Origin of the sequence: Oceanisphaera pacifica (genome assembly GCF_017498065.1) — a bacterium.
Classification (GTDB): Bacteria; Pseudomonadota; Gammaproteobacteria; order Enterobacterales; family Aeromonadaceae; genus Oceanimonas; species Oceanimonas pacifica.
This window is the reverse complement of the sequence record NZ_JAGDFX010000002.1, coordinates 69645-95122: the sequence shown is the minus strand read 5'-3', so window position 1 is coordinate 95122 and position 25478 is coordinate 69645. Positions and strand designations below refer to the sequence as shown.

25 protein-coding genes are annotated in these 25478 nt (G+C 47.4%); 9 read left to right on the top strand and 16 right to left on the bottom strand.

Annotation, left to right across the window (positions count from 1 at the left end; translation table 11 throughout):
* Positions 1–325: 325 nt before the first annotated feature.
* The 7 genes from J3U76_RS01860 to pilM all read right to left on the bottom strand — a co-directional run bounded on the left by J3U76_RS01860 (position 326) and on the right by pilM (position 6846).
* Entirely contained in the window at positions 326–1687 is a 1362-nt protein-coding gene (locus J3U76_RS01860; protein ID WP_208003973.1) for an AAA family ATPase, read from the bottom strand.
* Positions 1684–2763, bottom strand: coding sequence for a 3-dehydroquinate synthase (gene aroB, locus J3U76_RS01855; protein WP_208003972.1), 1080 nt, complete (start codon positions 2761–2763; stop codon positions 1684–1686). Before aroB ends, J3U76_RS01860 begins: the two co-directional genes overlap by 4 nt.
* 15 nt (positions 2764–2778) lie before the next feature.
* Positions 2779–3297, bottom strand: coding sequence for a shikimate kinase AroK (aroK, locus tag J3U76_RS01850; protein ID WP_208003971.1), 519 nt, complete (start codon positions 3295–3297; stop codon positions 2779–2781).
* A gap of 691 nt (positions 3298–3988) precedes the next feature.
* The gene (locus tag J3U76_RS01845) at positions 3989–4561 is read right to left on the bottom strand and encodes a hypothetical protein (protein WP_208003970.1); all 573 of its coding nucleotides are present in this window, start codon (positions 4559–4561) and stop codon (positions 3989–3991) included.
* Positions 4558–5220 carry a type IV pilus inner membrane component PilO gene (locus J3U76_RS01840; RefSeq protein ID WP_208003969.1) on the bottom strand — a complete coding sequence of 221 codons (663 nt, stop codon included), beginning with the start codon at positions 5218–5220 and terminating at the stop codon, positions 4558–4560. Before J3U76_RS01840 ends, J3U76_RS01845 begins: the two co-directional genes overlap by 4 nt.
* 64 nt (positions 5221–5284) lie before the next feature.
* Complete coding sequence (locus J3U76_RS01835) at positions 5285–5836, bottom strand: PilN domain-containing protein (RefSeq protein WP_208003968.1); 552 nt, start codon at positions 5834–5836, stop codon at positions 5285–5287.
* Entirely contained in the window at positions 5824–6846 is a 1023-nt protein-coding gene (pilM, locus tag J3U76_RS01830; protein ID WP_208003967.1) for a type IV pilus biogenesis protein PilM, read from the bottom strand. The genes J3U76_RS01835 and pilM overlap by 13 nt, the downstream gene beginning before the upstream one ends.
* Positions 6847–7002: 156 nt before the next feature.
* Between pilM and J3U76_RS01825 the strand changes: the two genes are divergently transcribed.
* The 3 genes from J3U76_RS01825 (at position 7003) to oxyR (ending at position 11456) form a co-directional block, all read left to right on the top strand.
* Complete coding sequence (locus J3U76_RS01825) at positions 7003–9384, top strand: penicillin-binding protein 1A (RefSeq protein WP_208003966.1); 2382 nt, start codon at positions 7003–7005, stop codon at positions 9382–9384.
* Positions 9385–9720: 336 nt separating this feature from the next.
* Positions 9721–10449 carry a glutathione peroxidase gene (locus J3U76_RS01820; RefSeq protein WP_208003965.1) on the top strand — a complete coding sequence of 243 codons (729 nt, stop codon included), beginning with the start codon at positions 9721–9723 and terminating at the stop codon, positions 10447–10449.
* Between the two features lie 107 nt (positions 10450–10556).
* Complete coding sequence (oxyR, locus tag J3U76_RS01815) at positions 10557–11456, top strand: DNA-binding transcriptional regulator OxyR (protein WP_208003964.1); 900 nt, start codon at positions 10557–10559, stop codon at positions 11454–11456.
* Positions 11457–12056: 600 nt separating this feature from the next.
* Here the strand turns inward: oxyR and J3U76_RS01810 are convergent.
* The 4 genes from J3U76_RS01810 to J3U76_RS01795 form a co-directional block, all read right to left on the bottom strand.
* A complete protein-coding gene (locus J3U76_RS01810) occupies positions 12057–13994 on the bottom strand; it encodes a GGDEF and EAL domain-containing protein (RefSeq protein ID WP_208003963.1) in 1938 nt (645 codons plus the stop codon).
* Entirely contained in the window at positions 13991–14491 is a 501-nt protein-coding gene (locus tag J3U76_RS01805) for a putative pterin-binding protein (protein WP_208003962.1), read from the bottom strand. The genes J3U76_RS01810 and J3U76_RS01805 overlap by 4 nt, the downstream gene beginning before the upstream one ends.
* Before the next feature lie 164 nt (positions 14492–14655).
* Positions 14656–16296: a chaperonin GroEL gene (gene groL / locus J3U76_RS01800; RefSeq protein WP_208003961.1), complete on the bottom strand. Its 1641-nt coding sequence runs from the start codon at positions 16294–16296 to the stop codon at positions 14656–14658.
* Between the two features lie 46 nt (positions 16297–16342).
* Positions 16343–16633, bottom strand: coding sequence for a co-chaperone GroES (locus J3U76_RS01795; protein ID WP_208003960.1), 291 nt, complete (start codon positions 16631–16633; stop codon positions 16343–16345).
* Positions 16634–16815: 182 nt separating this feature from the next.
* Between J3U76_RS01795 and J3U76_RS01790 the strand changes: the two genes are divergently transcribed.
* The gene (locus J3U76_RS01790) at positions 16816–18168 is read left to right on the top strand and encodes an MATE family efflux transporter (RefSeq protein WP_481130275.1); all 1353 of its coding nucleotides are present in this window, start codon (positions 16816–16818) and stop codon (positions 18166–18168) included.
* Between the two features lie 64 nt (positions 18169–18232).
* Here J3U76_RS01790 and J3U76_RS01785 read toward each other — a convergent pair whose 3' ends face one another.
* On the bottom strand, positions 18233–18841 hold the full coding sequence (locus J3U76_RS01785) for an FxsA family protein (RefSeq protein ID WP_243453993.1): 609 nt from the start codon (positions 18839–18841) through the stop codon (positions 18233–18235).
* 48 nt (positions 18842–18889) lie between these two features.
* On the opposite strand from J3U76_RS01785, the gene J3U76_RS01780 reads away from it, so the two are divergent.
* A complete protein-coding gene (locus J3U76_RS01780; protein WP_208003959.1) occupies positions 18890–19363 on the top strand; it encodes a protein-disulfide reductase DsbD domain-containing protein in 474 nt (157 codons plus the stop codon).
* A 436-nt stretch (positions 19364–19799) separates the two neighbouring features.
* Here J3U76_RS01780 and J3U76_RS01775 read toward each other — a convergent pair whose 3' ends face one another.
* Entirely contained in the window at positions 19800–20510 is a 711-nt protein-coding gene (locus J3U76_RS01775) for an SIMPL domain-containing protein (protein WP_208003958.1), read from the bottom strand.
* 52 nt (positions 20511–20562) lie between these two features.
* Between J3U76_RS01775 and J3U76_RS01770 the strand changes: the two genes are divergently transcribed.
* Positions 20563–20916, top strand: coding sequence for a GIY-YIG nuclease family protein (locus J3U76_RS01770; RefSeq protein ID WP_208003957.1), 354 nt, complete (start codon positions 20563–20565; stop codon positions 20914–20916).
* A gap of 33 nt (positions 20917–20949) precedes the next feature.
* On the opposite strand, the gene fkpA is transcribed toward J3U76_RS01770, so the two are convergent.
* On the bottom strand, positions 20950–21780 hold the full coding sequence (gene fkpA, locus J3U76_RS01765; protein WP_208003956.1) for an FKBP-type peptidyl-prolyl cis-trans isomerase: 831 nt from the start codon (positions 21778–21780) through the stop codon (positions 20950–20952).
* Positions 21781–21908: 128 nt separating this feature from the next.
* Between fkpA and J3U76_RS01760 the strand changes: the two genes are divergently transcribed.
* Positions 21909–22949, top strand: a complete 1041-nt coding sequence (locus J3U76_RS01760) for a WD40 repeat domain-containing protein (RefSeq protein ID WP_243453992.1) — start codon at positions 21909–21911, stop codon at positions 22947–22949.
* Positions 22942–23157, top strand: coding sequence for a SlyX family protein (locus tag J3U76_RS01755; RefSeq protein ID WP_208003955.1), 216 nt, complete (start codon positions 22942–22944; stop codon positions 23155–23157). The genes J3U76_RS01760 and J3U76_RS01755 overlap by 8 nt, the downstream gene beginning before the upstream one ends.
* Positions 23158–23772: 615 nt before the next feature.
* Here J3U76_RS01755 and J3U76_RS01750 read toward each other — a convergent pair.
* Positions 23773–24285 (bottom strand): FKBP-type peptidyl-prolyl cis-trans isomerase, encoded by a 513-nt coding sequence (locus J3U76_RS01750; protein WP_208003954.1) that lies wholly within the window; start codon positions 24283–24285, stop codon positions 23773–23775.
* Positions 24286–24505: 220 nt separating this feature from the next.
* Positions 24506–24706, bottom strand: coding sequence for a YheV family putative zinc ribbon protein (locus J3U76_RS01745; RefSeq protein ID WP_208003953.1), 201 nt, complete (start codon positions 24704–24706; stop codon positions 24506–24508).
* A 60-nt stretch (positions 24707–24766) separates the two neighbouring features.
* Between J3U76_RS01745 and J3U76_RS01740 the strand changes: the two genes are divergently transcribed.
* Positions 24767–25453, top strand: a complete 687-nt coding sequence (locus tag J3U76_RS01740) for a hypothetical protein (RefSeq protein WP_208003952.1) — start codon at positions 24767–24769, stop codon at positions 25451–25453.
* The last annotated feature ends 25 nt before the right edge of the window (positions 25454–25478 follow it).

The window sequence follows — 25478 nt, the reverse complement described above, 5'->3', positions numbered from 1 at the left end:
GCGCATTGTAACCATTAGCCAGTGTGATGGCTAGTGTTTAAGGGCAGCGCCGAGCTGACAGCTGACAGCCGTCAGATAACCCCAAACAACAAAACGGCGGCGCCAACATTTGTATGATGCATGAATGTAGGCACTGTTTCAGCTGTGCAATCCGACAACGTCGGATACCAAACAACAACGCCTTACGTTTTACGCGGTACGCTTTACGAGAACACAAACACCGCGGGATCTTGCTGCGCAAGACTGCGCAGTGAAAACAGCGCGTCAGGTTTTGTTTTTTCGTACCGCGGTCAGCGTACAGCTTTCTTTTAGCTTGGCGCTGCTCTTACTCCACCTCTTTCTGTACTTGGGCGAAGGGCTTGGGCCAAGGTTTGGCTTCTTGTAGCTCAGTTGGCAAATTCTTAATGGCGTTGCGGGCATGGTTAGCTGAGAGGTAGTCGCCTTGTACTAAGACAAACCATGCTTGGCCGTTAAGGGTACGAGGGTAGACCCAAGCAGGACTTAGGTTGTGTTTAGCAGCTAGCGCTTCTAATACCGGCTTATTGCGCCCTGCCATCAGTTGCAAGGTGTAACGCTGTGATGACTTTTGCATTAGGTTAGCCACTGTGCCTAAGCTTGCTTTAGTCGCTGCCGCAGCTGGCGTCGGTTTAGCCGTAGTTTGAGGTTTGGGGCTGGGGGCCGGTTTTTGGCTCAACTCTTCTCGCTGCATTAACTGGCTCACCACATCATCTTCAATCACCACCCGCTCTTTGCTGCTGTCATCTGGGGTTTGTGCATCGCTTGCCGTAATAGTAGGGGTTTCTGGCAAGGTTTCTGTTGGCCACTCTTGTACTACTGCACGATTTGGCTCGGCACTGGTGGGCGCAGTGCTGTTAGTTGTCACTGGGTTATTGCCATTAGGAACGGGTTGAGGCAAGGCTGTCTGATCTTGCTCAAAGGGCTGTGCAATTTCATTAACAGGCTTGCTTGAGCTGGGTAACAAACTCACAATCACAATCAGTAACAGCACCACAATAAGAATGGTCAGCAGTATTTTGACTGATTTTTGCGCTAATAACTGGCGATAATATTCTGTGTTCATCTGTGACTCCATGGGCTTAATTACCTTGCCAGAGGCTTGCACCTCTGGGGGTGTGGCTGCTGATGGCTGCTGCAGACCTTGCTGGCCTTTGGGTGCTAATGGCGGCACTTCAACCTCAAGCAACTTGGTCAGCATACCCGCATCCAATTGCTTTCGGATCTGCTCTGCCCAGTCTGCTTCGCCCACAAACAACATAAAAGGGCGCACTTCTGCAGGCAAGCTGGTATATAGCTGTACCAATTCTTGCAATAAAATATCCGTTAGCCAAGCACTATTGTCCACCACCACTAAACGCTTATGTAAGCTTGCTGGCAATAACCTTGCCATTGAATCTGCCAATGACTCTTCTGCATCAAAGATGGCAGTAGGAAACCAGTGACTAAGTAGAGCATGGCGAAAACGAGGGTGACTGTTGAGTGTTTTGGCATCCAGCACTATCGGCTGCATCAGCGAGGTTTGCTCAACAAGTTGTTGAGCTAAATAAGTTTTGCCAGCCCCTGCTGGGCCTGTCAGTAGCACAAAGTCGGTATCGAGACGAGATAGATGCAGCAGCCGCGCTAACAGCTGCTGTTGAGATGAAAAAGGCGGGGTTACCGTATCGGTCACGGCGTGGTTTCCGACACCACCTGGGCCAATTGTGCTTCGGTGACATCACTCACTACCTGAGCACGACCAATGCCGATAGGCAGCACCAGCCGTAATTGACCTGCCAGTACTTTTTTATCGCGCATCATGTGCGGCAAATATTGACTTAAGGTCATGCTATTGGGGCCAGTAATGGGTAATTTGGCTTTAATAAAAAGATTTTCTACCCGAGCAATATCGGCATCTGTCATTTCGCCACGCAGTTTTGCGGTGTGGCAGGCTTGCATGGTGCCAGCACTCACGGCTTCGCCATGTAACCAGTTGCCATAGCCCATTTCGGCTTCTATGGCATGGCCAAAGGTATGACCAAGGTTTAACAGCGCCCGCACGCCCTGCTCGCGCTCATCGCTGGCGACCATGTCAGCTTTAATTTCGCAGCAGCGACGAATGGCATAGCTTAGGGCATCGCCCTCAAGCTGTTGCAGTCGTTCAATATTTTGCTCTAACCAAGCAAAAAACTCTGCATCCCAAATAATGCCGTATTTAATGACCTCGGCAAGGCCTGCGGCAAACTCACGCTCGGGCAAGGTGCTTAAGCACAAAGTATCTATCAGCACTAGTTCTGGCTGATAAAAAGCCCCAATCATGTTTTTACCTAAGGGGTGGTTAACCGCCGTTTTACCGCCCACCGATGAATCAACCTGCGCTAACAAGGTAGTGGGCACTTGAATAAAGGGCACACCACGTTGGTAGCAAGCAGCAGCAAATCCGGTTAAATCGCCTATTACGCCGCCACCTAATGCAATTAAGGTGGTGTCGCGGCCATGATTACCCGCCAGCAAGGTACCCATCACCTGATTAAAGGTGTCTAGGTTTTTAAATTGCTCGCCATCAGGTAATACTAAAGATTCAACCTGTAAGGGGGCTAATGTAGCCAGTAGCGTGTCGAGATATAATGGCGCCACCACCTCGTTGGTGACCACCAACACCTTACTGCCTTGCACGGCATTGCGTAGCAATTCGCCTTGCGTTAATAACTGCTCAGCAATAAGAATGGGATAGCTACGCTCCCCCAAATTTACGGTTAACCTTTCCATGTGCTTGTCTATCCGTTATAAGCCGATTAAGTCGACGATATGATTAGCCACTAACTTAGCGCCCTGCTCATCGGTGCGCACCACATAGTCGGCTATTTCTTGGTATAGCTCGTTGCGCTCTGCTGCTAAACGCTTTAGCACCTGTTCGGGGTCTTCTTCGGTTTGTAGCAGTGGGCGGCGCTTGTCTTTTTGTACGCGCGCCAGCTGTTTTTCTACTGGGGTTTCTAAATAGACAACAATGCCGCGCGCCGATAGTCGGTTACGACTTTCTTTGCTTTTTATGGAGCCGCCGCCAGTGGCAAGGACAATGCCTTGTAGCTCACTTAGGTCGTTGATGACTTTTTCTTCGCGTTCGCGAAAGCCCTCTTCGCCTTCGACGTCGAATACCCAGCTGATATCGGCACCAGTTCGGCGCTCAATTTCATGATCGGAGTCATAAAACTCCATATGCAGTTGTTGCGCTAGGTATTTACCAATGGTGCTCTTGCCCGCACCCATAGGCCCTACTAGGAATATATTGCGTTTCTCAGCCATTTACACGAAATTCTCACAAACAAATGCGCCCCACGAACACCGCAGGGTCGACGATGAATCTAACCTTCACTTTTGAAATTGGACGCCGAATTATCGCAACTGAGCCAGTCGCTGGCAAGGACAACCCTCGTTAAGGGTCTAAAGAAGCCTTGTGCGAGGTGATAATTCATCACCTTGCTTCGCGTCCGCCTTCCCGTTATCGGTCTGTTTGATGATCAACTTGGCGCTTTTATCGCCGAATTGGACTTATAGCGATAAAATACCAAGGATATTGAAATACAGATACTGTGACGCACAATACGGGGGGACGACAATATAATCAACTCAAGTTACCATATTAATTGATAGCACCAAGCTAACAGACAGCTGTAAGCTTTCAGCGGTCAGCCGTCAGATAAACCCAAACAACAAAACGGCGGCGCCAACATTTGTATGGTGCATGAATGTATATCGCTGCGCGATATTGCACAGCTGAAGCAGTGCCTACAAGGGTGCAATCCGACAACGTCGGATACCAAACAACAACGCCTTACGTTTTACGCCAACCGCGGTACGAAAAAACCAAAACCAGTGTTTTTTGACGTAAGGCGTACAACGTAAAACGTACCGCGTAAAACGTACGACGTTAATTTGTGGTGTTTAGGTTTTCGTACCGCGTTGCTTTTGCAGCTGCTTTCAAGCTAGGCGCTGGTTATTCATATAAATTAAGGGTAACAATTTGGGTGTAAGGACATGGAGTATCTAGGGCTTGCTCATGTTGTAAAGTCACTTGTTGTCCTTTAATAGCCATGACTTCTATCCGCTCAACAATAGGGTTTTGCAGCTGATTTGTCGTCTGAGCTGTCAGCTGTTGGCCTACTATCGCGTTAGTCGTGCCAGTATTAGGAATATCAATGATGGCCATCGGACTGTGACCGCCATTAAAGGTCGCGCGCAGCGTCCAAGTTTGCGTCAAGTCTGTTGCCGGTGAGCGCGCGCTAGGCTCACACTCAGGCTCAGCAATGCCATCTATTACTGGCTGAGGTTTTCTCACTTTGTCATCAGGAAACATAGTCATAAAAGGGTCACGCTGTGCCTTAGCCTGATAAGGTTTAGCTTGATACTGAGTAAGCACGGGCAAAGCACTCGGCATATGCTGGCGAGCTATAGCTTCAGTATTCACCGCCTGTGAATCTATTGATTTATTGCAACCGGCAATAACTAGCCCAAGGCTTGCTAGTAAGAAAATGCGCACTGGTCTTCGCTGATAGGGAGCTTTGTTCATGGCAAGTCTTCCACCTCCATCACCGAGTAGGTATAAGTACTGGTCAACAACTCCATGTTCAATGGTGCAACACTTGCCTGAGTATGGTCTCGAGAGAGGATCAAGCTATCAATCAGCACGATGCGCGGTAAAGCTGACAGCTCAGCAACAAACTGCCCCAGTTGGTGATATTGTCCTTGGGCGTTAATACGTAGCGATAGCTTAGTTGGACCGACATGTTTTGAGCCAGCCGATGATAAACCAGACTGAACACGGTTAGACGAGCTAAGCCATGAGATAGCTTGCTCTTTTTCCCACTGCACACGGGTAATTGTCAGGCTATGTTGTTGGGCCAAGCGACTCATCTCGCGTAAGATATTGGCGCTATCGCGCTGAGTGGGTATTTGCTGTAATAGCTGCTGCTCTTGCTGCGCTATACGCTCAGCTTGCTGCTGATAAGCCGGTAAATTTTCAGCCATGGCTTTCTTTTGGCGCATAACAGGCATTAGCGTGGCATTTTGCTGCTGTGCCTGGCGCAATAAGGCCCACTGCTCAGCAATAAAGAAATAGTTACCCAAAAAACATAATATAATGAGTAACATCAATAAGAGCACTACTTTGGCAGCAGTAGGCCATTGATATACCCGATTTAACTCAAGCTCATTAAACGACCCGTCCATGGCCTCCTCCTATGACTCAGCAATTTAGTGTTACTTGCTACCAATTATTTTTCTTGCGTCATCGTCACCTTAACGCATGATTTTTCACCTCCAGTTGTAATATAAATTGATGTGTAGGCGTGGCTGCCTCTCCCTCGGTCGCATGCACGGTTAACTTAGGCTGCAATAACCAACGGCTGCCTTCAATATGCTCGACCATAAGCGCTAAAGCGCCATGGGTATGAGCTTTACCGTTAATAATGAGTGCTTTATTGGATAAGTCGACACGCTCTAAGTGCACATTGATCGGTATCCAACTAGGAAGTTGGTTAAAGAGTTGCACCGGTAAAGCACGCTCTTGTTGCAGTTGCTCAATAAAATGCGCTCGGCGCTGTAAGCCTTGCTGTTGCAGGCGAAATTGTTCTATGGCGTGTAAGGTACTATTGAGTTGCTCACTCGCGGCAGCAACCGCTTTATTGTGTTGCTGTTGAATCTGTATTTGCTGCTTAATATAGCCGTAAGCCAATATTACTAGCGTTATACCCAGCAGGCAGACCAGAGATAATTGCAAAATAAAATGCTTTTTTTGGTTGGCTTTTAACTGGGCTCGCCATGGCAGTAGGTTTATATTTGACATGACACACCACAGCGTAATGCCAGCCCAAGCGCTGTGCCAAAGGTGAAGACTTGCACAGCTTGATGGCTAGATAGATCAAAGACGCCAGCAAAATCTGCAGGTATAACAACAACCGATAATTGTTGTGCTAACTGCTCTGCTAACAGGGGAAGCCCTGCCCCTCCGCCAAATAAATATAAGTATTCAGGTGGGGCATGCCCTGTATGGCTACAATATAACTGCAGATTACGTTGCGTATGTTGCACAATAAGCGCTGTGTATTGCGGAGCCTGCGAAATGTCCGCTGATACTGAAATAGTGTCGCTCGCCAAAGGCTGTAAGCGATGATGAATCACTTCTCCTTGATCCAGTACGATAAACGTCATGCTCTGGGCGCCTATGTCTAATACGCCAACCTGTGCAGCTAAGCTTTTAGACCATAAAAAGGACGTCGCTCTTGCAAGAGCGTGACTGCCAATATCAACGATTTTAGTCTGCCAACCCACTTGGCTTAATACATCCACTCTGGCTTGAATATGTTCGGTGCGGGCAACACTTAATAGCATTCTATTGCGCTCAGGAGACTGTTCGCTTGGTCCTAACACTTCGTAATCAACACTAATATCATCCAGATCTGACGATAAATGCTGTAAGGCTTCTTGCTGCATATGCAGCGCTAACACTTCATCACTAAATAACGCAGGAGCATGCACTATTTTAGTGGTCACACTGCTGCCGCTAACCGCGGTTGCTACCTCTTTGGTGCACACATTTAGCGATGACTTTAATAAATGCAGGGCCTCAATTAACGGCGGTGTTGGCTGTATTTGATAGTCAATGATGGATCCCTGTGGCGTAGCGACACTGCTGATCCCCTCTAAGTGAAAGGTGTCTGCTTGATAGCGCAGCGCGATTGCTTTAATGCTATGGCGACCAAAATCGATACCAATCAGCGCACGGCCAGATATTCTGTTCCTTAGTATAGGGAGTCGTGTTAATTGGGGAGTTCTCGCTAATATTCGTCTCAACATAAGCGTCCATGCAATGTGAGGTGATAAGGTTAAGCATAGTCGCACTGGTGCTATCTGGGGAGTTAATCCGTGTCTAAAAATAAAGCGCTCGAATAACAGTGTCTATAGAGGATATAATGCCAATTATATTAAGTAATAACGCTGGGTTAATATTTCATGGTTAAATGGCTAGTTCGCCTTTTTTTATTGGGCTTATTGTTGGCGCTGTGCGGTGTGGGCGCACTATTTTTGTTTTACCAACAGGTAAAACCCGAGCTGCCCGATGTGGCTGAATTAAAAGATATTCGCCTAGAAACCCCGATGCGAGTACTGAGTCAAGACGGGGAGTTAATTTCGCAGTATGGCGAGCAACGTCGCACTCCTATCGATATTAAAGACATGCCTAGCACCTTAATTGATGCTTTTTTGGCAACCGAAGACGCGCGTTTTTATGAACATCCAGGTATAGATCCTATCGGTATTAGTCGCGCCGCTATGGTATGGCTAACCACAGGCGAAAAGCGTCAAGGGGCCAGCACCATTACCCAGCAAGTGGCAAGGAACTTCTTTTTAACCCGTGAAAAAACCATCACCCGAAAAGTAAAAGAAATATTTATCGCCCTGCATATCGAGTCTTTATTAACGAAAGATGAAGTACTGTCTTTATATTTAAACAAAATTGCACTCGGGCATCGCTCTCATGGGGTGGGCGCCGCAGCACAGGTGTATTATGGCAAAGAAGTCAGTGAGTTGACCTTAGCTGAATCGGCCATGATTGCCGGTTTGCCAAAAGCCCCTTCTGCGCTTAACCCCATTAGCCACCCTGAGCGCGCGGGCAGGCGCAGAGCTGTGGTATTAGGGCGCATGTTAGAAACCAATAAAATTAATCGCCAGCAATACGATGCCGCCATGGCGGAGCCGGTTGCCGCCCGTTATCACGGTGCAGAAATAACATTAAGCGCCCCTTACTTAGCTGAAATGGCGCATCAGTTTGCGTTAAATATGTTTGGCAAAAAAGCCTATACCCAAGGGCTCAATGTGTACACCACTGTCGAGTCTGAAGAGCAACAAGCAGGTACCAAAGCGCTGATTGATGGCTTGTTGGGCTATGATCTTCGCCACGGCTACCGTGGGGCTGCAGCACAATTATGGCAGGATACTCCTTGGAGCCAAGCCGAAATTGACAGCCATTTAACAGAGCAGCCCAGTTATTGGCCATTAGTTCCCGCTGTGGTAACTGAGGTGGCTGAGCGTAGCGCAACCATCATTGTTAAAGACCAAGGTGAAGTCACCCTCGCGTGGGACGGTATAAAATGGGCACGGGCGTATATCTCTGACAGCCGTCAAGGCTATGCATTGAAAAAGGCAACCGATGCCCTCGCCTCCGGTGAGCAAATTTGGGTGCGCCCACAACAAGATGAAGGCTGGATGTTGGCACAACTGCCCGATATTAACGGCGCATTAGTGGCATTAGATCCGCACAATGGGGCAGTCACGTCTTTGGTAGGCGGCTTTAATTTTAGTTTAAATAAATTTAACCGTGCCCAACAAGCCGAGCGGCAAATGGGCTCTAATATCAAACCTTTTATTTATTCTGCTGCCCTAGATAGTGGTTTTACTCTGGCCAGCATGGTGAATGATGCGCCTATTAATCATTGGGACGTGGGAAGCGGTAACAGCTGGAAGCCTCGTAACTCGCCTAATGTTTATGATGGCCCTATTCGAGTGCGTGAAGCGCTCGCCCGTTCTAAAAACGTGGTGTCTATTAGACTATTGCGCGAAGCGGGTATTCCTGCAGCCATGCAGCGCCTGAACGATTTAGGCTTTGATACCGAGCAAATTCCCGCCACCGACAGTTTGGCCTTAGGCTCCCCTTCTGCGACCCCTTTGCAAATGGTGACGGGCTATGCGGCATTAGCGAATGGCGGCAATAAAGTGACGCCCTTTGTTGTACAACGCATAGAAGATAGTAATGGCATAGTCTTGTATGAAGCCGAGCCCGAGATAACACCGGTTTTAAGTGAAGAAACAGCTTTTTTAATCAGCCAAGCGCTAAATTCTGCCATTGTAGGGGGCACCACTAATGGCAAGCACTGGAATGGCACTGGTTGGCGCGCCCTTAGAGCACTAAAAAGGCGAGATATTGCAGGTAAAACCGGCACCACCAACGATTCACGAGATGCCTGGTTCTCAGGGTTCCACCCTAATCGCGTTGCCACCGCTTGGGTTGGGTTTGATGATTTTGGCCGTCCACTTGGTCGTACGGCACGTAATGCTAACTTAGGCGCGGGTCAACATGCGGGTGGGGAGTTTGGGGGCAGTACGGCGTTGCCTATTTGGGCTGACTATATGCAAGTCGCCTTACAAGATTATCCTGAACAAGAGTGGGCGGTACCCACCAGTTTAACACGAGCCACTATTGATACGGGCAGCGGGTTATTAAGTCGCGGCAAGGGATTTTCTGAGTACTTTGTTAAAGGCTCTGCGCCTAAGCATTACAGCTCCCCCAGCGCCAATCAGACTTTTGGCGGCACCAGCGTCACCGATGATTTGTTTTAGGCTAGGTGCTAGCGTCTGTCTTTTCATCGCACTTTTTTGTTAACCTTGATGGTGTGGTGTTATCAGGCAGAGCGCACAACTGCGACCGACTCGCCGTAAAACCCATCCATGGGGGCTCCGCCGCGCCTTCCATGGCGCGGAGGGTCGGCGCAGCCGATGCCCTCTGCCTTCCCATTTAGCATATGAGCTGTCACCTATTTATTAATAGCTAAAAGCTATTGATGAGATAGTTAATAACGACTTAACTAATGAAGGGTAACTCGGCATACTGAGTTCATTACAACAACGTAGCCAATAGTAACGGCTACCTTATATGTCTTACTCAAGGAGTTAATTATGTTGCAAGATAAAACAGGTCAAGCCGTTCCTGAGGTTACTTTTAGAACACGCCAAGGTGAAGACTGGGTCGATGTAAGCAGCCAAGAAATCTTTAAAGGCAAAACCGTAGTGGTCTTCTCATTGCCAGGGGCTTTTACTCCTACTTGTTCTTCTACTCATTTACCTCGTTATAACGAGCTTGCCTCAGCGTTGGCCGACAATGGGGTGGACGACATCGTCTGCCTCAGCGTTAACGACACTTTTGTGATGAACGCTTGGTTGGCTGATCAAGAAGCCGACAATATTCGCGTGTTACCCGATGGTAACGGTGAGTTTACTGATGGCATGGGTATGCTAGTCGACAAACAAGACCTTGGTTTTGGCAAACGCTCTTGGCGCTACTCTATGCTGGTTAAAGACGGCATTATCGACAAAATGTTTATTGAGCCAAACAAACCTGGCGACCCTTTTGAAGTGTCAGATGCCGATACTATGTTGGCCTATATTAACCCAGAAGCCGCTAAGCCTTCTGCCATTAGTGTATTCACTAAACCCGGCTGCCCTTTCTGTGTGCGAGCTAAACAAGCGCTAAAAGACAAAAACTTGGGCTTTCAAGAAGTGGTATTGGGCAAAGACATTAACAGTACTACGCTAAAAGCAGTGTCGGGACGCAGCACTGTACCGCAAATCTTTATTGATGGTCAGCACATTGGCGGCAGTGAAGAGCTAACCGCCTATTTAGGGTAAGCACTTAGGCCTCATTAGTTAGCGATAGTATAGGCTAGTGATAAAACAGCGTGAGTTAGAAGCTCGCGCTGTTTTTCTTGTTATAAGCGCCCAGTAAAGGAGTCGAAATGAACCTAAGGGATCTGGAATACTTAGTGGCTTTATCGCAAGAGCGCCACTTTCGCAAAGCAGCAGAAAAGTGTTTTGTGAGTCAGCCCACTTTAAGCGGCCAGTTGCGCAAATTAGAAGATGAGCTCGATGTATTGCTTATTGAGCGCACCTCGCGCACCGTGCTATTTACGCCGGCAGGGGATGCGATTACTGCCCAAGCGAAGCGCATTTTGGCTGAAACTAAAGAGTTAAAAGACATAGCCCGCACCTTTACCGAGCCTATGTCGGGGGATATGCATATTGGCTTAATTCCTACCGTGGGCCCTTATTTACTGCCACATATTATTCCGTTGTTTAAGCAGCATTTTCCTGAATTACAGCTATACCTACACGAAGCACAAACCCATACTTTGCTGCAACAGCTGGCAGAGGGCGATCTTGACTGTTTAATTTTGGCAGAGCTAGACAATATGGACAGTTTTAGTGCTTTACCTCTTTATGATGAACCTATGGTGTTGGCGCTGCCTTGTGATCATGCTTGGGCACAGCGCCAGCATATTGCCTTAAGTGAACTACAGGGCGAAAAGTTATTGATGCTAGAAGATGGCCACTGCTTGCGCGATCAAGCCATGGGCTTTTGTTTTGCTGCTGGCATTGGTGAAGATAAGCATTTTAAAGGGACCAGTTTAGAAACGCTGCGCAATATGGTGGCGGCCGGCTCTGGCCTAACACTGATGCCTCAAATGGCCACTGAGCCTCAACAAGCCAATAGCGGTGTTTGCTATGTGCCCGTGATAGAGCCTGAGCCTAAGCGCACCATTAGTTTATTACACAGAGTAAACTCAGTGCGCCGCCCCTGCTTTAATGAAATGGCGAAAGTGGTTAAAGACAGCGCCGAACCAAAGGAAAGCTATTAGCGGTCAGCGGTCAGCGGTCAGCGGTCAGCGGTCAGCGGTCAGCGGTCAGTTAAACCTAAACCAACGCCGAAGACAGCTGTAAGCTATCAGCTATCAGCCGTCAGATAAAAACCAACATACAGCACGAATGTAGTCGCGTGCTTTAGCCGCGAAATGGTGCGCAGCGCCATACCATGCACGAAAGCAAACCTAAACACCGCGCAGCTGAAGCAGCGCCTACAAGTTAAAACAACGCCGAGCGTCAACATATTGCAGGAATTGTTTGGCGTACCACCGCAATTACAGGCAATACCGAGATTGCATGGTGCAGCAAAGCTATTGCTTTGCGGTAGAGGCCGCTTTATCTGGCCCGTGTCTTAGGTAAAAAGCTACGGAGTAAAACGAAAAAACCACAAACAACACCGATTTAAATATGATGCGGTTTAATCATTGAACAAACAATACCGGTTTTGAACATGACGTGGTTTGATGTTTTTTTGTGCCGCTGCGCGCCACCGGCCAGCTAAAGTGGCCTCTACGGGTAAAGCAGCGCCGAACGCCTAGCTTAGAAAACACCAGTTTTGGTTTTTCGTACAGCGGTCAGCGTAAGGCGTACAGCTGTCAGTTAGTGCTTGGTGCTATAATCAACCACTCCGACACTTCGTTGAGAAATAAAGGAGGGGTGACGATATCACCTTGTATTAATAAAGGGCTGGCAATGCTTTCTAATACATTCAGCTCGCTTGCTTGATCAACACCGGTACAAATTAACGGTAATTTTAGTACCTCGGCAATGGAGAAAAGGGTTTCTAATTGCTGGCGAGGCCCCCCTGGGTGCTCTATACCGCTGCAAGAGAGCGGGTCTAACTGCAACCAATTAAGGGGGAACTGCGATAGATACCCCAAGGCCGAGCAGCCAGTACCAAACTCAGTCAATATAATACGAACACCTGCAGCCGCGAGCTTGCTCATTATATTCATGGCTTCACGGGGATCTGCCATGGCCACACTTTCATTGACCTCTACCACTAAAGCCTGAGGGCTAATATGCTGCTCGGCGAGTAACGCTAATAAAGTATTTTCTATGCCATCTTTAAAAATGACAGCTGGTAACTTGATACTAATAAATAAGTCTGTAGCACTCTGCTGTTGCCAGTTAGCCAACTCAAGGCAGGCCGTCTGTAAAGCCCATAAAGTAAGGCGTTCAGCATGCTGATACTGCTCTGCAATCCGTAATAATTCAGTGGCGGATATAATACCAAAGCGAGGGTGATGCCAGCTGATAATGAGTTGCAAGCCACAGCAAGAGCGCTCGGAAATTTGCACCAGCGGCTGCAGTCGTAACGTCAGGCTATGGTTATTAATAGCTGCAGGTAAGTCTTTTGCAAGCTGCTGGCGACGCGACATCTCTTTTAGTAGCGAGGGATCAAAAAAGACGTAAGGAAGATTTTTTTGTTTACACAGCTCTAACGCAAACTCCCCTCTCGCCAATAGGTCGACCAAGTTATCTGCATCTGCCGGATACAGCACCCCCCCTATTATGGGCTCCATATAGAAGTTATATTCGTCAATATTTACTTTAGTCGCTAATGCTTGGCGAAAACGTGACATTTGTGCTCGCGCTTCTTCTAATTCAACCACGCCTCGCGCTAAGATCAAGACACCATCTTGATCGGGCTGAGCCATAAACTCATTAGGCTGTAAGCAAGTTTGTAGCCGTTGGGCACACGCTTGTAATAGCTTATCGGCCACCTCGTAACCAAAACGATGATGATGCTCATTAAAATCTTTTAGCTCAAGCAAGGCCATACTAAAAGGAATACCTTGCTCAATCATAGGTGCAACATGGCGCTGTAATGCAAAGCGATTGGGCAGCCCGGTTAATGGGTCTTGTTGTTGCAACTGCCAATAACGCCTTAGCTCACGAAATAGCACCAACAATAAAGTACTTAAAGCAACAAAAAGACCAATAATTTGCTGGTAAAGCTGCTTACCTAGCTGGCGGTAAGCTTGGTCATATTCTGCATAAAAGCGAACGTTATCCAGCATAGTGGCTGTCACGTTACGGGATAAGGGTTCAAGGTAGGGACTAAGCTCAGTTAATATCAGCAAGTACTGGCTACTATCAGGCTCTAATGTTTGCACCGTCTGCTCTAGTGAGCGCACTCGGGAATGAATTTGGCGGATCAGCAACCACAAGTCGGGGTTGACATCTAAAGCACGCTTAAACTTGTTACTCAGTAAAATGGGAGTTCTGCTCCAGAGAATATCGTAACGTAGCAGAAAGTTTTCTTGGCTAATGGCATCAGAATGGCGCAGGCGCACTGCATCTAAAAAGCGCCCCACTTCTCGCTGTAACTGCATCAAAGACCAAGGTACTTCATAAGTACGATGTTCAAGTAGGCTGTTGTGCTGTCGAATATCCGTTAAAGTTCGAGTCGCATGGATCCCCAACAGCCCAACAAGCCCCAATAATAAGCCACAGAGTAAGACTTTAAGCGGATGAATCCGGCCGTATTGGCCGTCGATACCAGGGTAGGAGGAAAAGAGCCGTTTCATTGTGGCTCCGAATACACACGTATACTTTTTAGTTGCCAAGCCATAAAGTGTATAAAGTCGGCTTGCTGTACACTTGGGACTTTATCGAAGGGCAACATCAGCCACAAGGGGCCTTTATTACGCAGGCTCATCACCCGCTGATCTTCTTGCCACGCCAAGATAGGCATGTATGAAGCAATGCGTGACCAATCAATTTCAATACTAAAATCATTAATTGCTTCCAACTGTATGCTCAACACCTTTTGTTGACTAAACAATCTATCAAGTAAGTCATTAAGATCGACACCATGATAGTGGCGTGGCTCATTAGACCATGGGTGTGAAGTGGTAATATCGGCTTGTTTTAGTGCTTGTAACTCATTAAGTGTGAAATCCAGTTGACTGTAAGCCTGTCCATCCATACGAATTTTGCCGTAGACACTCAGCACCACAGGCTCAGCATGAGCAAAGGTGTGCCACGATAACAACATCATCAAGATTCCACTAAACAGTTTCACACTTTATTCCTTATACCAAGGAGCGCAGTATTAGAGACAATTAAGCAGGCTGCACTTGAGTCACACTATAGCATTAAGTGATGACACCAACAAAAAAGCCGAGCGTTAAGCTCGGCTTTTCGTGTTTGGCAACAGAAATCACTGCAGCCATTCGATCATGGGGACTACATCATGCCGCCCATGCCACCCATTCCGCCCATATCAGGCATAGCGGCTGGCGCTTCTTTTTGTGGTAAATCCGTCACCATGGCTTCTGTGGTGATCATAAGACCCGCAACAGAGGCTGCAAACTGCAGTGCAGAGCGCGTTACCTTGGTTGGGTCTAAAATACCCATTTCTAGCATGTCATTGTAGGTGTCGTTGCCGGCGTTATAACCGTAGTTACCTTCACCTGCTTTAACGTTAGACACCACAACCGAGGCTTCTTCACCGGCGTTGGTAACAATTTGACGTAATGGAGACTCCATAGCACGCAAGGCTACTTTAATGCCCACATTTTGGTCTTCGTTGTCACCGACTAGCTCGCCAATTTTGCTGGCAGCGCGCACCAAGGCCACACCACCACCAGGTACCACACCTTCTTCAACTGCGGCGCGGGTCGCGTGTAGTGCATCGTCTACGCGAGCTTTCTTTTCTTTCATCTCAACTTCAGTGGCAGCACCCACTTTAATCACAGCTACACCGCCGGCTAATTTAGCCACGCGCTCTTGCAGCTTCTCTTTATCGTAGTCTGAAGATGACTCTTCAATTTGCTGACGAATTTGCGCAACGCGTGCCTCAATGGCGTCTACTTCACCTACACCATCAATAATAGTGGTGTTGTCTTTGCTGATCACTACTCGTTTAGCGCGACCGAGATCTTCCAGCGTTGATTTTTCTAGCTCTAAGCCAACTTCTTCAGAAATAACGGTACCACCGGTTAGCATAGCAATGTCTTGTAACATGGCTTTACGACGGTCACCAAAGCCTGGCGCTTTAACCGCAGCCACTTTAACAATGCCGCGCATGTTATTTACCACCAAGGTCGCCAGCGCTTCACCTTCTACGTCTTCGGCCACCAGCAATAACGGCTTAGATTGCTTAGCAACACCTTCTAATACCGGCAATAATTCGCGAATATTAGACACTTTTTTGTCAACCAACAAAATAAAGGGGTCGTCTAGCTCAACGGTGCCGGTTTCTTGGTTGGTGATGAAGTAAGGAGACAAGTAACCACGGTCAAACTGCATGCCTTCTACAACATCCAGCTCATCTTGTAAGCCTTGACCTTCTTCTACCGTAATCACGCCATCTGTGCCTACTTTTTCCATGGCTTCAGCAATTAGCGCGCCCACTGTGGCATCGGCGTTAGCAGAAATAGTACCCACCTGCGCAATCGCTTTGGTGTCTTTACAAGGTACAGATAAGGCTTTTAGCTCTTCAACGGCCTGAACTACGGCTTTATCGATACCGCGTTTTAGATCCATTGGGTTCATGCCTGCCGCAACTGCTTTAAGGCCTTCGTTTACAATAGATTGTGCCAATACGGTAGCGGTAGTGGTGCCGTCACCGGCCTCGTCGTTTGCCTTAGACGCCACTTCTTTCACCATTTGTGCGCCCATGTTTTCAAACTTATTTTCAAGTTCGATTTCTTTCGCTACAGACACACCATCTTTGGTGATAAGCGGGGCACCAAAGGATTTATCTAACACTACGTTACGACCTTTTGGGCCTAAGGTTACTTTTACGGCATCTGCCAGAATGTTTACGCCATCCAGCATTTTTGCACGGGCGTCGTTACCAAATTTTACGTCTTTAGCTGCCATTATTTATAATTCCTTGCTAGTCAATGAAGTAGATAACTCAGGGGCTTTATTCGACAATCGCTAAAATGTCGTTTTCAGATAAGATGAGCACGTCTTCGCCATCCAGCTTTTCAGTTTTTACACCATAGCCTTCGTTAAAAATGACTTGGTCGCCCACTTTTACCGACATAGCTTTAAGCTCACCACTGTCTAGTACCCGACCATTGCCTACGGCCAGTACTTCACCTCGGGTGGATTTTTCAGCCGCCGAGCCCGTCAACACTATGCCTCCGGCAGATTTTGACTCGGCTTCGGTACGCTTAACAATAACGCGATCGTGTAATGGACGAATTTTCATCGATAACTCTCCTAGTGAGTGTTGTTACTTAAGGCCCATTGGCCGCAAAATAATGTTCTGCTCTTGATATGGGAACAAATTTCTCCGCTTCAAGGGTAAAGCGTAAATTTATTTATCCGCTGGCACACCTTTTGCTATGCTTTGGCGCATAATAATCCTGCGGCTTATTGCTCGAGACAACTTTGGTATCACAGAATTTACTGCTCACCGCTCCCATTAATCATCAGCTGGCTAAAATGGCTGGCCCTATGGCGTTGGGTATTGTCGCTATTCAAGCGTTTAATCTTATTGATCTGTTTTTTATTGGCCTGCTGGGTACCGATGCTTTAGCAGCCATCAGTTTTACCTTTGCCGTCACTTTTGTGATGATTTCACTGGCCATGGGGCTGGGGGCTGGCTTATCTGCAAGCCTTGGACAAGCCTTGGGGGCTGGCAATCAACAAAAAGCGGCTTTGTTTACTAGCCACAGCTTATTGCTGGCATTATTAGTGGTCTGCACCTTGTCGGTACTGGGGGCTTTTACCATAGACCCGCTGTTTCGCTTATTGGGCGCCAGCGATGCGTTATTAGTGCTACTGCACGACTATATGTTGATTTGGTATCTCACAGTGCCCTTGTTGGTGCTTCCTATGGTAGGGAATTCAGCTATTCGTGCCACGGGAGACACCCGCACCCCAAGTTTGGTTATGATAGTGGCTGGGCTAGTGAATGGCCTGCTTGACCCCTTATTAATTTTTGGCTTGGGCCCATTCCCTGAATTGGGAATTCAGGGGGCGGCCATTGCCTCAGCCTGCTCTTGGTTAATGGCAACCTGCGTCAGCCTTTGGCTATTATGGCGCCGAGAGCAACTATTGCAGTGGCCTTTGGTACAGCTTGATGTGTTATTTGCGCATTGGCGCACACTGTTACATGTGGCCATTCCTGCCACTTTTACCAGCTTACTGAACCCGCTGAGCACGGCTTTGTTAATGATGATGTTGGCCGGCTTGGGCACAGAGGTGGTGGCCGCTTATGGAGCGGCCTCACGTATAGAGGCGCTCATGCTGATCGTTATGATGGCGCTTAGCTCTGTGCTCGCCCCTTTTATTTCACAAAACACCGGTGCTGGCCTTCACCTTCGTAGTCGACAGGCCTTATTACAATCAATGCGCTTTGCTATCGGCTTTCAGTTGCTGGTGTTTGCTCTGTTATGGTTGCTGGCACCTTGGGTGGCCGAGCGCTTTACTGACAATGCGCAGGTAAGCCAACATCTCACTTTTTATCTGCGCTTGGTGCCATTAGGTTATGGTCTACAAGGCTGCTTTATGTTGTTGGCTTCGGCATTAAATGGGCTACGCGTGTCGAGTATCTCTTTTTTACTAAACGGTATTCGCTTATTTGGCCTACTGCTGCCCCTAGCCTGGCTAGGCAGCTTTTGGCAGGGTGAGCTTGGGTTATTTTCAGGTATGTTAGTCGCCAATCTATTAGCCGGTATTATGGCTATCACCTTCGCATGCTGGCGCTTTCCATGGAAAATAAAAACACCGAACAATTAAAGCTTTCAGCCGTCAGAAAAGAGTATCTTTTAACTGATAGCTTAAAGCTGACAGCTTACCGCTGTTATTTATCATCTTTGCGTTGAAAGTCACCTTCGAAAGTGGTGCCATCGTCATCTTGTGACTTTTTTAGATATTCGTCTAAACGCGCTTGTTGCTCGTTATTATCGGTTCTCTGATAGTGACCATCAAAGGTATGTCCCTGATGAGAATTGCTCCCTTGCACGTTAACTCGGCTAATAAAACGTTCAACCAAGAGGTTGCGTATCGGAGGTAACAATAACAGTATGCCACCAATGTCAGAGACAAAACCGGGTAAGAGTAATAAAAGTCCGCTAAGTGCCAGCATCATGCCAGATAACATTTCGCGGGCGGGTGTTTCTCCCACATTTATCTTACGCTGGGCTTCCATTAAAGTCTGAAAACCTTGAATGCGCACTAGGCTGATTCCCACCACCGCCGTTAATACGATAAGTGCAACTGTGCTTAAGGCACCAATTTCTGAGCCTACCTCAATAAAAACGAATATTTCCATTAGGGTGGCGGCAACAAACAGTAAAAAAACTTTCCCCACTAAAACCTCATCTTGCGCCACAGTGGCACGCTTTTGGGTGAAGTCACTAATATGGGGACAAATAACATGATTTTCAAATTTTCTTATCGTGATATTCATTAACCCCAAGGCTATAGTGACCAACAACCAAAACTAAAAGGGTGATTTATGCTCACAAAATATCAACCGTTAGCCGCTAAGCTGGTACCGCCTTCTTTGGCCTTGGCCTGTTTGTTCGCCATCCTACCCGTACAGGCTGGACTTTTTGACTGGCTAGGGGGCACTGATACAACTTCAAACAAAAAACCAGATTTTTTACCGGTTGAGCAGGCTTTTGTATTAAGCAGCGAGCAAAAAAATAACCAGTTACAACTAAGTTTTAGTATCGCACCACAACATTACTTATATCGCCACACCATTGAGGTATCGGCTAAGCAGGCGGCCTTAGGTGATTGGACTTTGCCTAACGGCAAGCCCCATCAAGATGAATATTTTGGTAAAAGTCAGGTCTATTACCAGCAACTCACACTGGAAATACCGCTTAACGCCGTGGAGCAAGACGCTTTGGTTGAGGTACGTTATCAGGGTTGCACCACAGGTTTATGTTACCCACCCCAAACCATTAAGATAGCCTTACAATAACGCTGACCGCTGTGCGAAAACCAAAACCAACACCGAGCTTTAAATAAAATGGTGAATGCTTAATTTTGAATGTTTAATTAAAAGGCAGAGATAGGGCCAAAGAGGGCCAAAATATAAGCTGCAGCATGTTCTCTGCTCAAGCAGATTGTTTTTCTTGTTTTGTTTCATTAACCATTGAACATTTATCATTAAACATTAAACATTAAACATTTATCATTAAACATTGCCGTTTGGGTTTATCTGACGGCTTACAGCTGAAAGCTTACAGCTGTCTGTTAGCGGCCTCTACATTCTTGCACCATGCAAACATTGGTGTTGCATGTATGGTTACGGCGGTATACCAAACAATTCGTGCTGTATGTTGGCTATGTTGTTTTTCTTTAACTGACAGCTTACGGCTTACAGCTGTCAGTTAAAGCTTGGCGCTGCTTTCTCTTTAATCCAGTGAATATTCAACTTTGGTGACAACTCTGACTTTTTTCGTTTCTGGGGTATAAGAATCTAGATCAGAGACCGAAAAGTAGCCTTGCTGGGCTGAACGGATACTGCCTACTTTGGCACCGGCATCGTCAGCAAATTGCGCGGCGGCTTGGCGAGCATTGGCCGTGGCCTCGGCGATCATTGCTGGTTTAATATCGTTGAGCTGAGTAAAAATATACTGCACTTTATGCTCGTAGCGCTGGGTTAATAACACCCCCTGATTGACCAATTGCACGGTTTCGGGCTGGGTTTGCTTTACTTTTTGCACTTGATTGGTGCGTACCAGCAAGACGGCATCGGCTTTATAACGCAGCGGCGGACGACGATCGCCGTATTGATTTTCCCACAAATCTTGCACAACTGGCGCGGCAAAGCTTAACTCAGCAGCTTTAAAGCCCGCTTGCGTTAAAAACGCGCTTATCTTCTTTTTATCCGCGTCTACCGCCTGATATAAACCTGCTAAACTTTCAGCTGATACCGAAAAGCTTATCGGCCATAACACCAGATCAGCCGCCACTTCTCGCTCGGCTAGCCCTTTTACTGACACCAGCCTATCTGCCTGTTTCCACAGTGTAACGGCGTCTTTTAAGTAACTTGCGCCCCAAATAAGGCCAATAGCTAAGGTGATACCCAGCGCCAATGCTGAGCCAAGATTATTTTTATTCATCACTGCTCCTCGTTATGATGGCAACTTACATTAATCACTCTCAACATCGTTTATGCCTGATCTTGACCCCAAATGCACGTTACAGCCGTTAACGGCGCCTGAGCACCTGCCCTCACAGTGGTATTTATATTTATTGCGTTGTAATGATGGCAGCTTATATACAGGCATTACTCTTGATCCTAAGCGACGCTGTAAAGAACATAACCAGCAGGCGTCTCGCGCTTCTCGCTATGTATGGGCTCGCCGCCCTGCGCTATTAGTGTGGCAACGCGCTGTGGCAAATCAGCGTATTGCCTTACAGCTTGAGTACCGCCTTAAACGCCTCACTAAAGCCCAAAAAGAACGTTTATTGCAAGAAGAAGCATTATGGCTTGAGCTGCAAACGACAATAAAAACGGCGCCGTAAGGCGCCGTAAATATACGTAAAGACGGTCGATATTTATTCCGCTGACGCTTCTTTATCTGCCGCTTTTTCACCGTCGTCAGACTCCGCTTTCGGCTCGTCTGTCGCTTTAATGTCAAGCAGCTCAACTTCAAATATTAAGACTGCGTTGCCGGGGATGGTACCGGCACCGGTTTCACCGTAGCCAAGCTCAGCTGGGATCACAAATTGATACTTAGCACCGACTGGCATTAATTGAACGCCTTCGGTCCAGCCTGGGATTACTTGATTAAGTGGGAAGCTTGCCGGCTCGCCACGCTCTACTGAGCTATCAAAAACGGTGCCATCCACTAAGGTACCCGTGTAATGAACGGTCACCACGTCTTCTGCTTTAGGCTTATCGCCTTCACCTTCGCTAAGCACTTTATATTGCAGACCCGACTCTGTGACTGTCACGCCATCAAGCTTGGCATTTTTCTCAAGAAACTCAGTGCCTTCTTTTAGGGTGGCGGCGGCTTCTTCTGCAGCCTGTTCGGCAATCAGCTCATTAATGTGCTCATCGTAAGCGGTGAGTGCGGTTTGAATTTCTTCGTCGCTCATTTGGCCATTTTCGGTAAAACCATCGCGTACACCACTTAAAATAGTGTCGTTATCTAGCTCTACACCCAGCTCTTGCTGCTTTTCAAGGGTAGAACCAATGTAGCGCCCCATAGACAAGCCAATGGCATAAGCTGATTTAGCCTCAAAGCTATTGAGCTCAGGCGCTGTTTGTTCGACAGCGGTTTGCGCACCATCTGTAGCAGGGGCAGACGCTTTTTCATCATTACAACCACTTAAACCTGCTAATACCGCAGAGGCCAGCAAACTGACTTGTAACAGTTTTTTCATTATTTACTCCAGAACAGGGGAAAATATCGATAGAAAATGAGATGCTTATCAATTCAAACCTATACTAACGTTTCAGGTTGGTGATGCGAAAGCCTAAAACCATAAAAATACTAAACCTTATGCGAACAATGTCGTTATGCGTCATGTTTTTACTGATCACGGGCTGCGACGTCGCAGATGGCCCAGAAGAGCAGCATAGTTATGCTAATGGCTCTGTGGTGGCCGCCAATACCAGCGATAATGGCCGCTTTACCTTGGTTGCAGCAGGAGGAAACTTGGTGCAAGTGTGGCAAAAGGGGGGAAATGAGCCCATTTACCGCTGGCGCCAAGGTGAGCCAAGCGACAGTATTTTGTTGCAAGCCATCTCGCCGGATAACCAAAATGCAGCAACAGCCACAGAGACAACAGTGGCTTTGTGGTCGCTGCTTGATGGTAAAAACCAAGGGTTTTATCAACTGAAACAGCCATTACGCGCCCTAGCTCTGGCCAATAACGCTAGCCAGTTACTCTTGGGTTATCAAGATGGCAGTGTGGAGTTTATTGACTTTGTAAACCAACGACGCTTGTTGTTTATGGGACACCAGCAGACAGAGCGCTTTGCCCAAGACAATCCTGAATCGGCCAGCGAGGTTGCGCAAGATAGCAAGCATCATCGTATTAATGCCGTCGACTTATCTGCTAATGGTCGTTATGCACTCACCGCCAGTCAAGATGGCCAAGTGCTAGTGTGGCAAACCACAGACGCTAAAGTGGTGAGCCAATGGCAGCACGAGAACAGCATTACTGTGGCTCGGCTCGGGCCAAAGGGCAAACTTGCCTTTAGCGGCGATGCACAAGGCCAAGGTGAAATTCACGCTCTGCCCTCAGGCAAGCTCACCGCTCGCCTGCAAGTGCCTTATCGTGGGCAAACCTTTGTGAGTGCGCGATTAAACCCTGATAGCAAGCAGTTACTTACTGGTAGTACGTCTCGCCGCTTAGAGCTATGGCAGCTAGACACAGGCCAGTTACTACAAGGGTGGCAAGTGGGCACGCACACCCAACTGCGCCCCGCCAGCGCCATGGTGTTTGATGTCGCCTTTATAAACTCCCGCCAAGTCTATAGCGTAAGTTCATCAGGCTTAGGTGAAATATGGAGTCTAGACTCCGTTATTAGAGAGAATGATGAATAACGATATTTTAAATCGCTTAGAGCAGCTTGAAACCCGACTCGCGTTTCAAGACGATACCATAGAGCAATTAAACCAAGAGATTACTACTCAGGGTTACGAAACCGCACGCCTTAAAGAACAATTGAATCTTATGGTGAATAAGCTTAAAGATTTGCAACACAACCAAGCTGATAACTCAGGCGAAGACCCCCCACCACCGCATTACTAATACCAAACACACTAAATATTTGTTCTATTGAAAATCTGCATAAAAGAGGAAACTGAGCCACCTCCCACGACACGCCACTGGGCTAGCCATCTTTGCTGGGTATGGCTGCGAATATTCACTGGATATTCGTTCCACTACCCAACAAAGATACACGCCAGCAAGCTGGCCCATACGGGCTCGGGAAATGCCGTCCATGGCATTTCACGGTCATGGGAGGCGATCTCAGTCGCCTCTTATTGAGCTCTGCGCTGTCAATGAGACTGCTAACAGGCGACTCAGTGGCTGATGACCGGATAAAGGGAGTGACTCCATCGACCATCACATGACAGGGACGTCATGTGCTGAAGTCAGATGGGGCGAGCTTGCTCGCCGTGACGAGCAGTATCAGTCTAACCGAACATCCAGTAAATGTTCGCAGTAGGCTGATACTGTGAGTGTCATTAGCCCCGCAGCGTGTCGGTGGAGTCCCCCTTTGTTCGGCTTTTGCAGCAAGTAAAGCTGACCACTTCTTTAGTACGATTGGTATAATACTTTGATGATGAGCGCGTTGTAAGCAATAAAAAAGGCGCCTTGGCGCCTTTTTTGTTCATTGTTGTGCAACCAATAGTGCAGATATTAGTGGTTGTGTCCGCAGCAGCCGCCATCGGCGCTATGTTCATGATCATGTTCACCATGCACATGGCCATGGGCAACTTCTTCTTCAGTGGCCTCACGTATGGCGCGCACTACCCCTTTAAAGGTTAGCGTCATGCCGGCTAGCGGATGATTACCGTCTACTTTTACATATTCTTCTGCCACTTCAACTATGGTTACAGGACGATGACCATCGTCGGTTTCAGCAACAAAGGTATCGCCTTCTGCCACTTCCATGCCGTCAAATAACTCACCGGGTACCGACTGTACTAAGTTATCATCGCGATCGCCGTAAGCTTGGTCTGGCGTTAAGGTCACATCAAACTCTTCATCAGCCGCTTTACCCTCTAATACCGCTTCTAATCCGAGGACTAAATAGCCTGTGCCATGTAAGTATTCAAGCGGCTGCTTGTCTTCTGTTGAGTCAAGAATTTCACCGTCAATATTGGTAACAGCAAAGTCGAGTGTGACTACTTTGTTTTCTGAAATGCTCATTAGATTAACCTATCTATAAATTTTGTCAGTTAGCATACAGTATGCCCAAGCGGGTTTAAACCAAACACCCAAACGACAATGTTTAATGATGAATGGTTAACTTTTAATGTAAACAAAACCAACCACCGCGCAGCTAAAGCAGCGCTTACAGGTTAGAACAGCGCCAGTTTTTGATTTTTTTCGTACAGCGGCGGCGTATAGCGTAAGGCGAGCGACAAGATTACTCGGGTTTGAAGATGCCGATGAGATCGCCTTGGCTCGCTTTGGCTACCTGTTCATCTGTTTGACTTTGGCTATGGCCACAGCTGACGCACTCTACTTTCTCGACACCGTGCTCCAGATACAGCATCATAGAGTCACTTTCGCTACAACTGGGGCAAATGGCTCCAGCAATAAAGCGCTTTTTACGACGGGTTTCCATGGTGTTACATCCTAAAAACAAACCTTTCTTGAATTCTCCGCCAAAAATGAACCAATCACAATGACTACAAGCGCCCAGTACAGTATTGATTATCAGCTTCTTGAGCTGGCTCACTTAAGCCCAGGAAAACGCCAACGCCACCTTAAAGGCCGATTATTGGTCATACACCAAGGCGGTGGGCTTTTACAGCTAGGCCGATATTATTATCCATTAACAAACCAAGATGTCGTTTTTTTACCCGCTAATACGCTATTTGCATGGCACAGCTTTGCCCATAGCCGAGTGAGCCAGCTGGCATTTTCACCTCGCCTAACCCAGCCTACTCACGCTGGCCGCATTCATTCAGCCTTAATTAGTGAATGTGCAACACGCCTCGCCCATTGGCAAGAACCACAAGACTGGCAAGGTGCTTATGGCCGTTTATGTTGGGTAATACATGATGAATTACTGCGCCATCAGCCAAGGCAGTTAAAGAACCTCGGTACGTTATTACAAAGCATTAGCGATAACCCCAGCGATTTTCGTTTAACATCAGCGCAAGAAGCTGAATGTAAGCAGATTTTTAATGCAGATAGCGACACAATAAAGCAACAATGTGCATTGTTGTGTATTTTACGCGATTTAAGCAAAACGCCACAACTCGAACAGTTAGTGTTACAGCACGGATTGTCTTCGGTGAGCGAGTTTGAACAAGCTTGTGCGCATTGGTTAAGCACGGGCAATGATACTGGCGTTAAAAACGGGTAAAATAGCTCGCATCATTAATCCACAA

What these genes read in the sequence shown, in the direction of transcription:
- J3U76_RS01750 (WP_208003954.1), bottom strand. Translation starts at nt 24,285, where the DNA reads ATGAGCATTTCAGAAAACAAAGTAGTCACACTCGACTTTGCTGTTACC.
- J3U76_RS01835 (WP_208003968.1), bottom strand. Translation starts at nt 5,836, where the DNA reads ATGTCAAATATAAACCTACTGCCATGGCGAGCCCAGTTAAAAGCCAAC.
- J3U76_RS01775 (WP_208003958.1), bottom strand. Translation starts at nt 20,510, where the DNA reads ATGAATAAAAATAATCTTGGCTCAGCATTGGCGCTGGGTATCACCTTA.
- aroB (WP_208003972.1), bottom strand. Translation starts at nt 2,763, where the DNA reads ATGGAAAGGTTAACCGTAAATTTGGGGGAGCGTAGCTATCCCATTCTT.
- J3U76_RS01825 (WP_208003966.1), top strand. Translation starts at nt 7,003, where the DNA reads ATGGTTAAATGGCTAGTTCGCCTTTTTTTATTGGGCTTATTGTTGGCG.
- pilM (WP_208003967.1), bottom strand. Translation starts at nt 6,846, where the DNA reads ATGTTGAGACGAATATTAGCGAGAACTCCCCAATTAACACGACTCCCT.
- J3U76_RS01760 (WP_243453992.1), top strand. Translation starts at nt 21,909, where the DNA reads ATGTCGTTATGCGTCATGTTTTTACTGATCACGGGCTGCGACGTCGCA.
- J3U76_RS01845 (WP_208003970.1), bottom strand. Translation starts at nt 4,561, where the DNA reads ATGAACAAAGCTCCCTATCAGCGAAGACCAGTGCGCATTTTCTTACTA.
- J3U76_RS01795 (WP_208003960.1), bottom strand. Translation starts at nt 16,633, where the DNA reads ATGAAAATTCGTCCATTACACGATCGCGTTATTGTTAAGCGTACCGAA.
- J3U76_RS01820 (WP_208003965.1), top strand. Translation starts at nt 9,721, where the DNA reads ATGTTGCAAGATAAAACAGGTCAAGCCGTTCCTGAGGTTACTTTTAGA.
- J3U76_RS01785 (WP_243453993.1), bottom strand. Translation starts at nt 18,841, where the DNA reads ATGAATATCACGATAAGAAAATTTGAAAATCATGTTATTTGTCCCCAT.
- aroK (WP_208003971.1), bottom strand. Translation starts at nt 3,297, where the DNA reads ATGGCTGAGAAACGCAATATATTCCTAGTAGGGCCTATGGGTGCGGGC.
- J3U76_RS01745 (WP_208003953.1), bottom strand. Translation starts at nt 24,706, where the DNA reads ATGGAAACCCGTCGTAAAAAGCGCTTTATTGCTGGAGCCATTTGCCCC.
- J3U76_RS01740 (WP_208003952.1), top strand. Translation starts at nt 24,767, where the DNA reads ATGACTACAAGCGCCCAGTACAGTATTGATTATCAGCTTCTTGAGCTG.
- fkpA (WP_208003956.1), bottom strand. Translation starts at nt 21,780, where the DNA reads ATGAAAAAACTGTTACAAGTCAGTTTGCTGGCCTCTGCGGTATTAGCA.
- groL (WP_208003961.1), bottom strand. Translation starts at nt 16,296, where the DNA reads ATGGCAGCTAAAGACGTAAAATTTGGTAACGACGCCCGTGCAAAAATG.
- J3U76_RS01840 (WP_208003969.1), bottom strand. Translation starts at nt 5,220, where the DNA reads ATGGACGGGTCGTTTAATGAGCTTGAGTTAAATCGGGTATATCAATGG.
- J3U76_RS01755 (WP_208003955.1), top strand. Translation starts at nt 22,942, where the DNA reads ATGAATAACGATATTTTAAATCGCTTAGAGCAGCTTGAAACCCGACTC.
- J3U76_RS01810 (WP_208003963.1), bottom strand. Translation starts at nt 13,994, where the DNA reads ATGAAACGGCTCTTTTCCTCCTACCCTGGTATCGACGGCCAATACGGC.
- J3U76_RS01780 (WP_208003959.1), top strand. Translation starts at nt 18,890, where the DNA reads ATGCTCACAAAATATCAACCGTTAGCCGCTAAGCTGGTACCGCCTTCT.
- J3U76_RS01770 (WP_208003957.1), top strand. Translation starts at nt 20,563, where the DNA reads ATGCCTGATCTTGACCCCAAATGCACGTTACAGCCGTTAACGGCGCCT.
- oxyR (WP_208003964.1), top strand. Translation starts at nt 10,557, where the DNA reads ATGAACCTAAGGGATCTGGAATACTTAGTGGCTTTATCGCAAGAGCGC.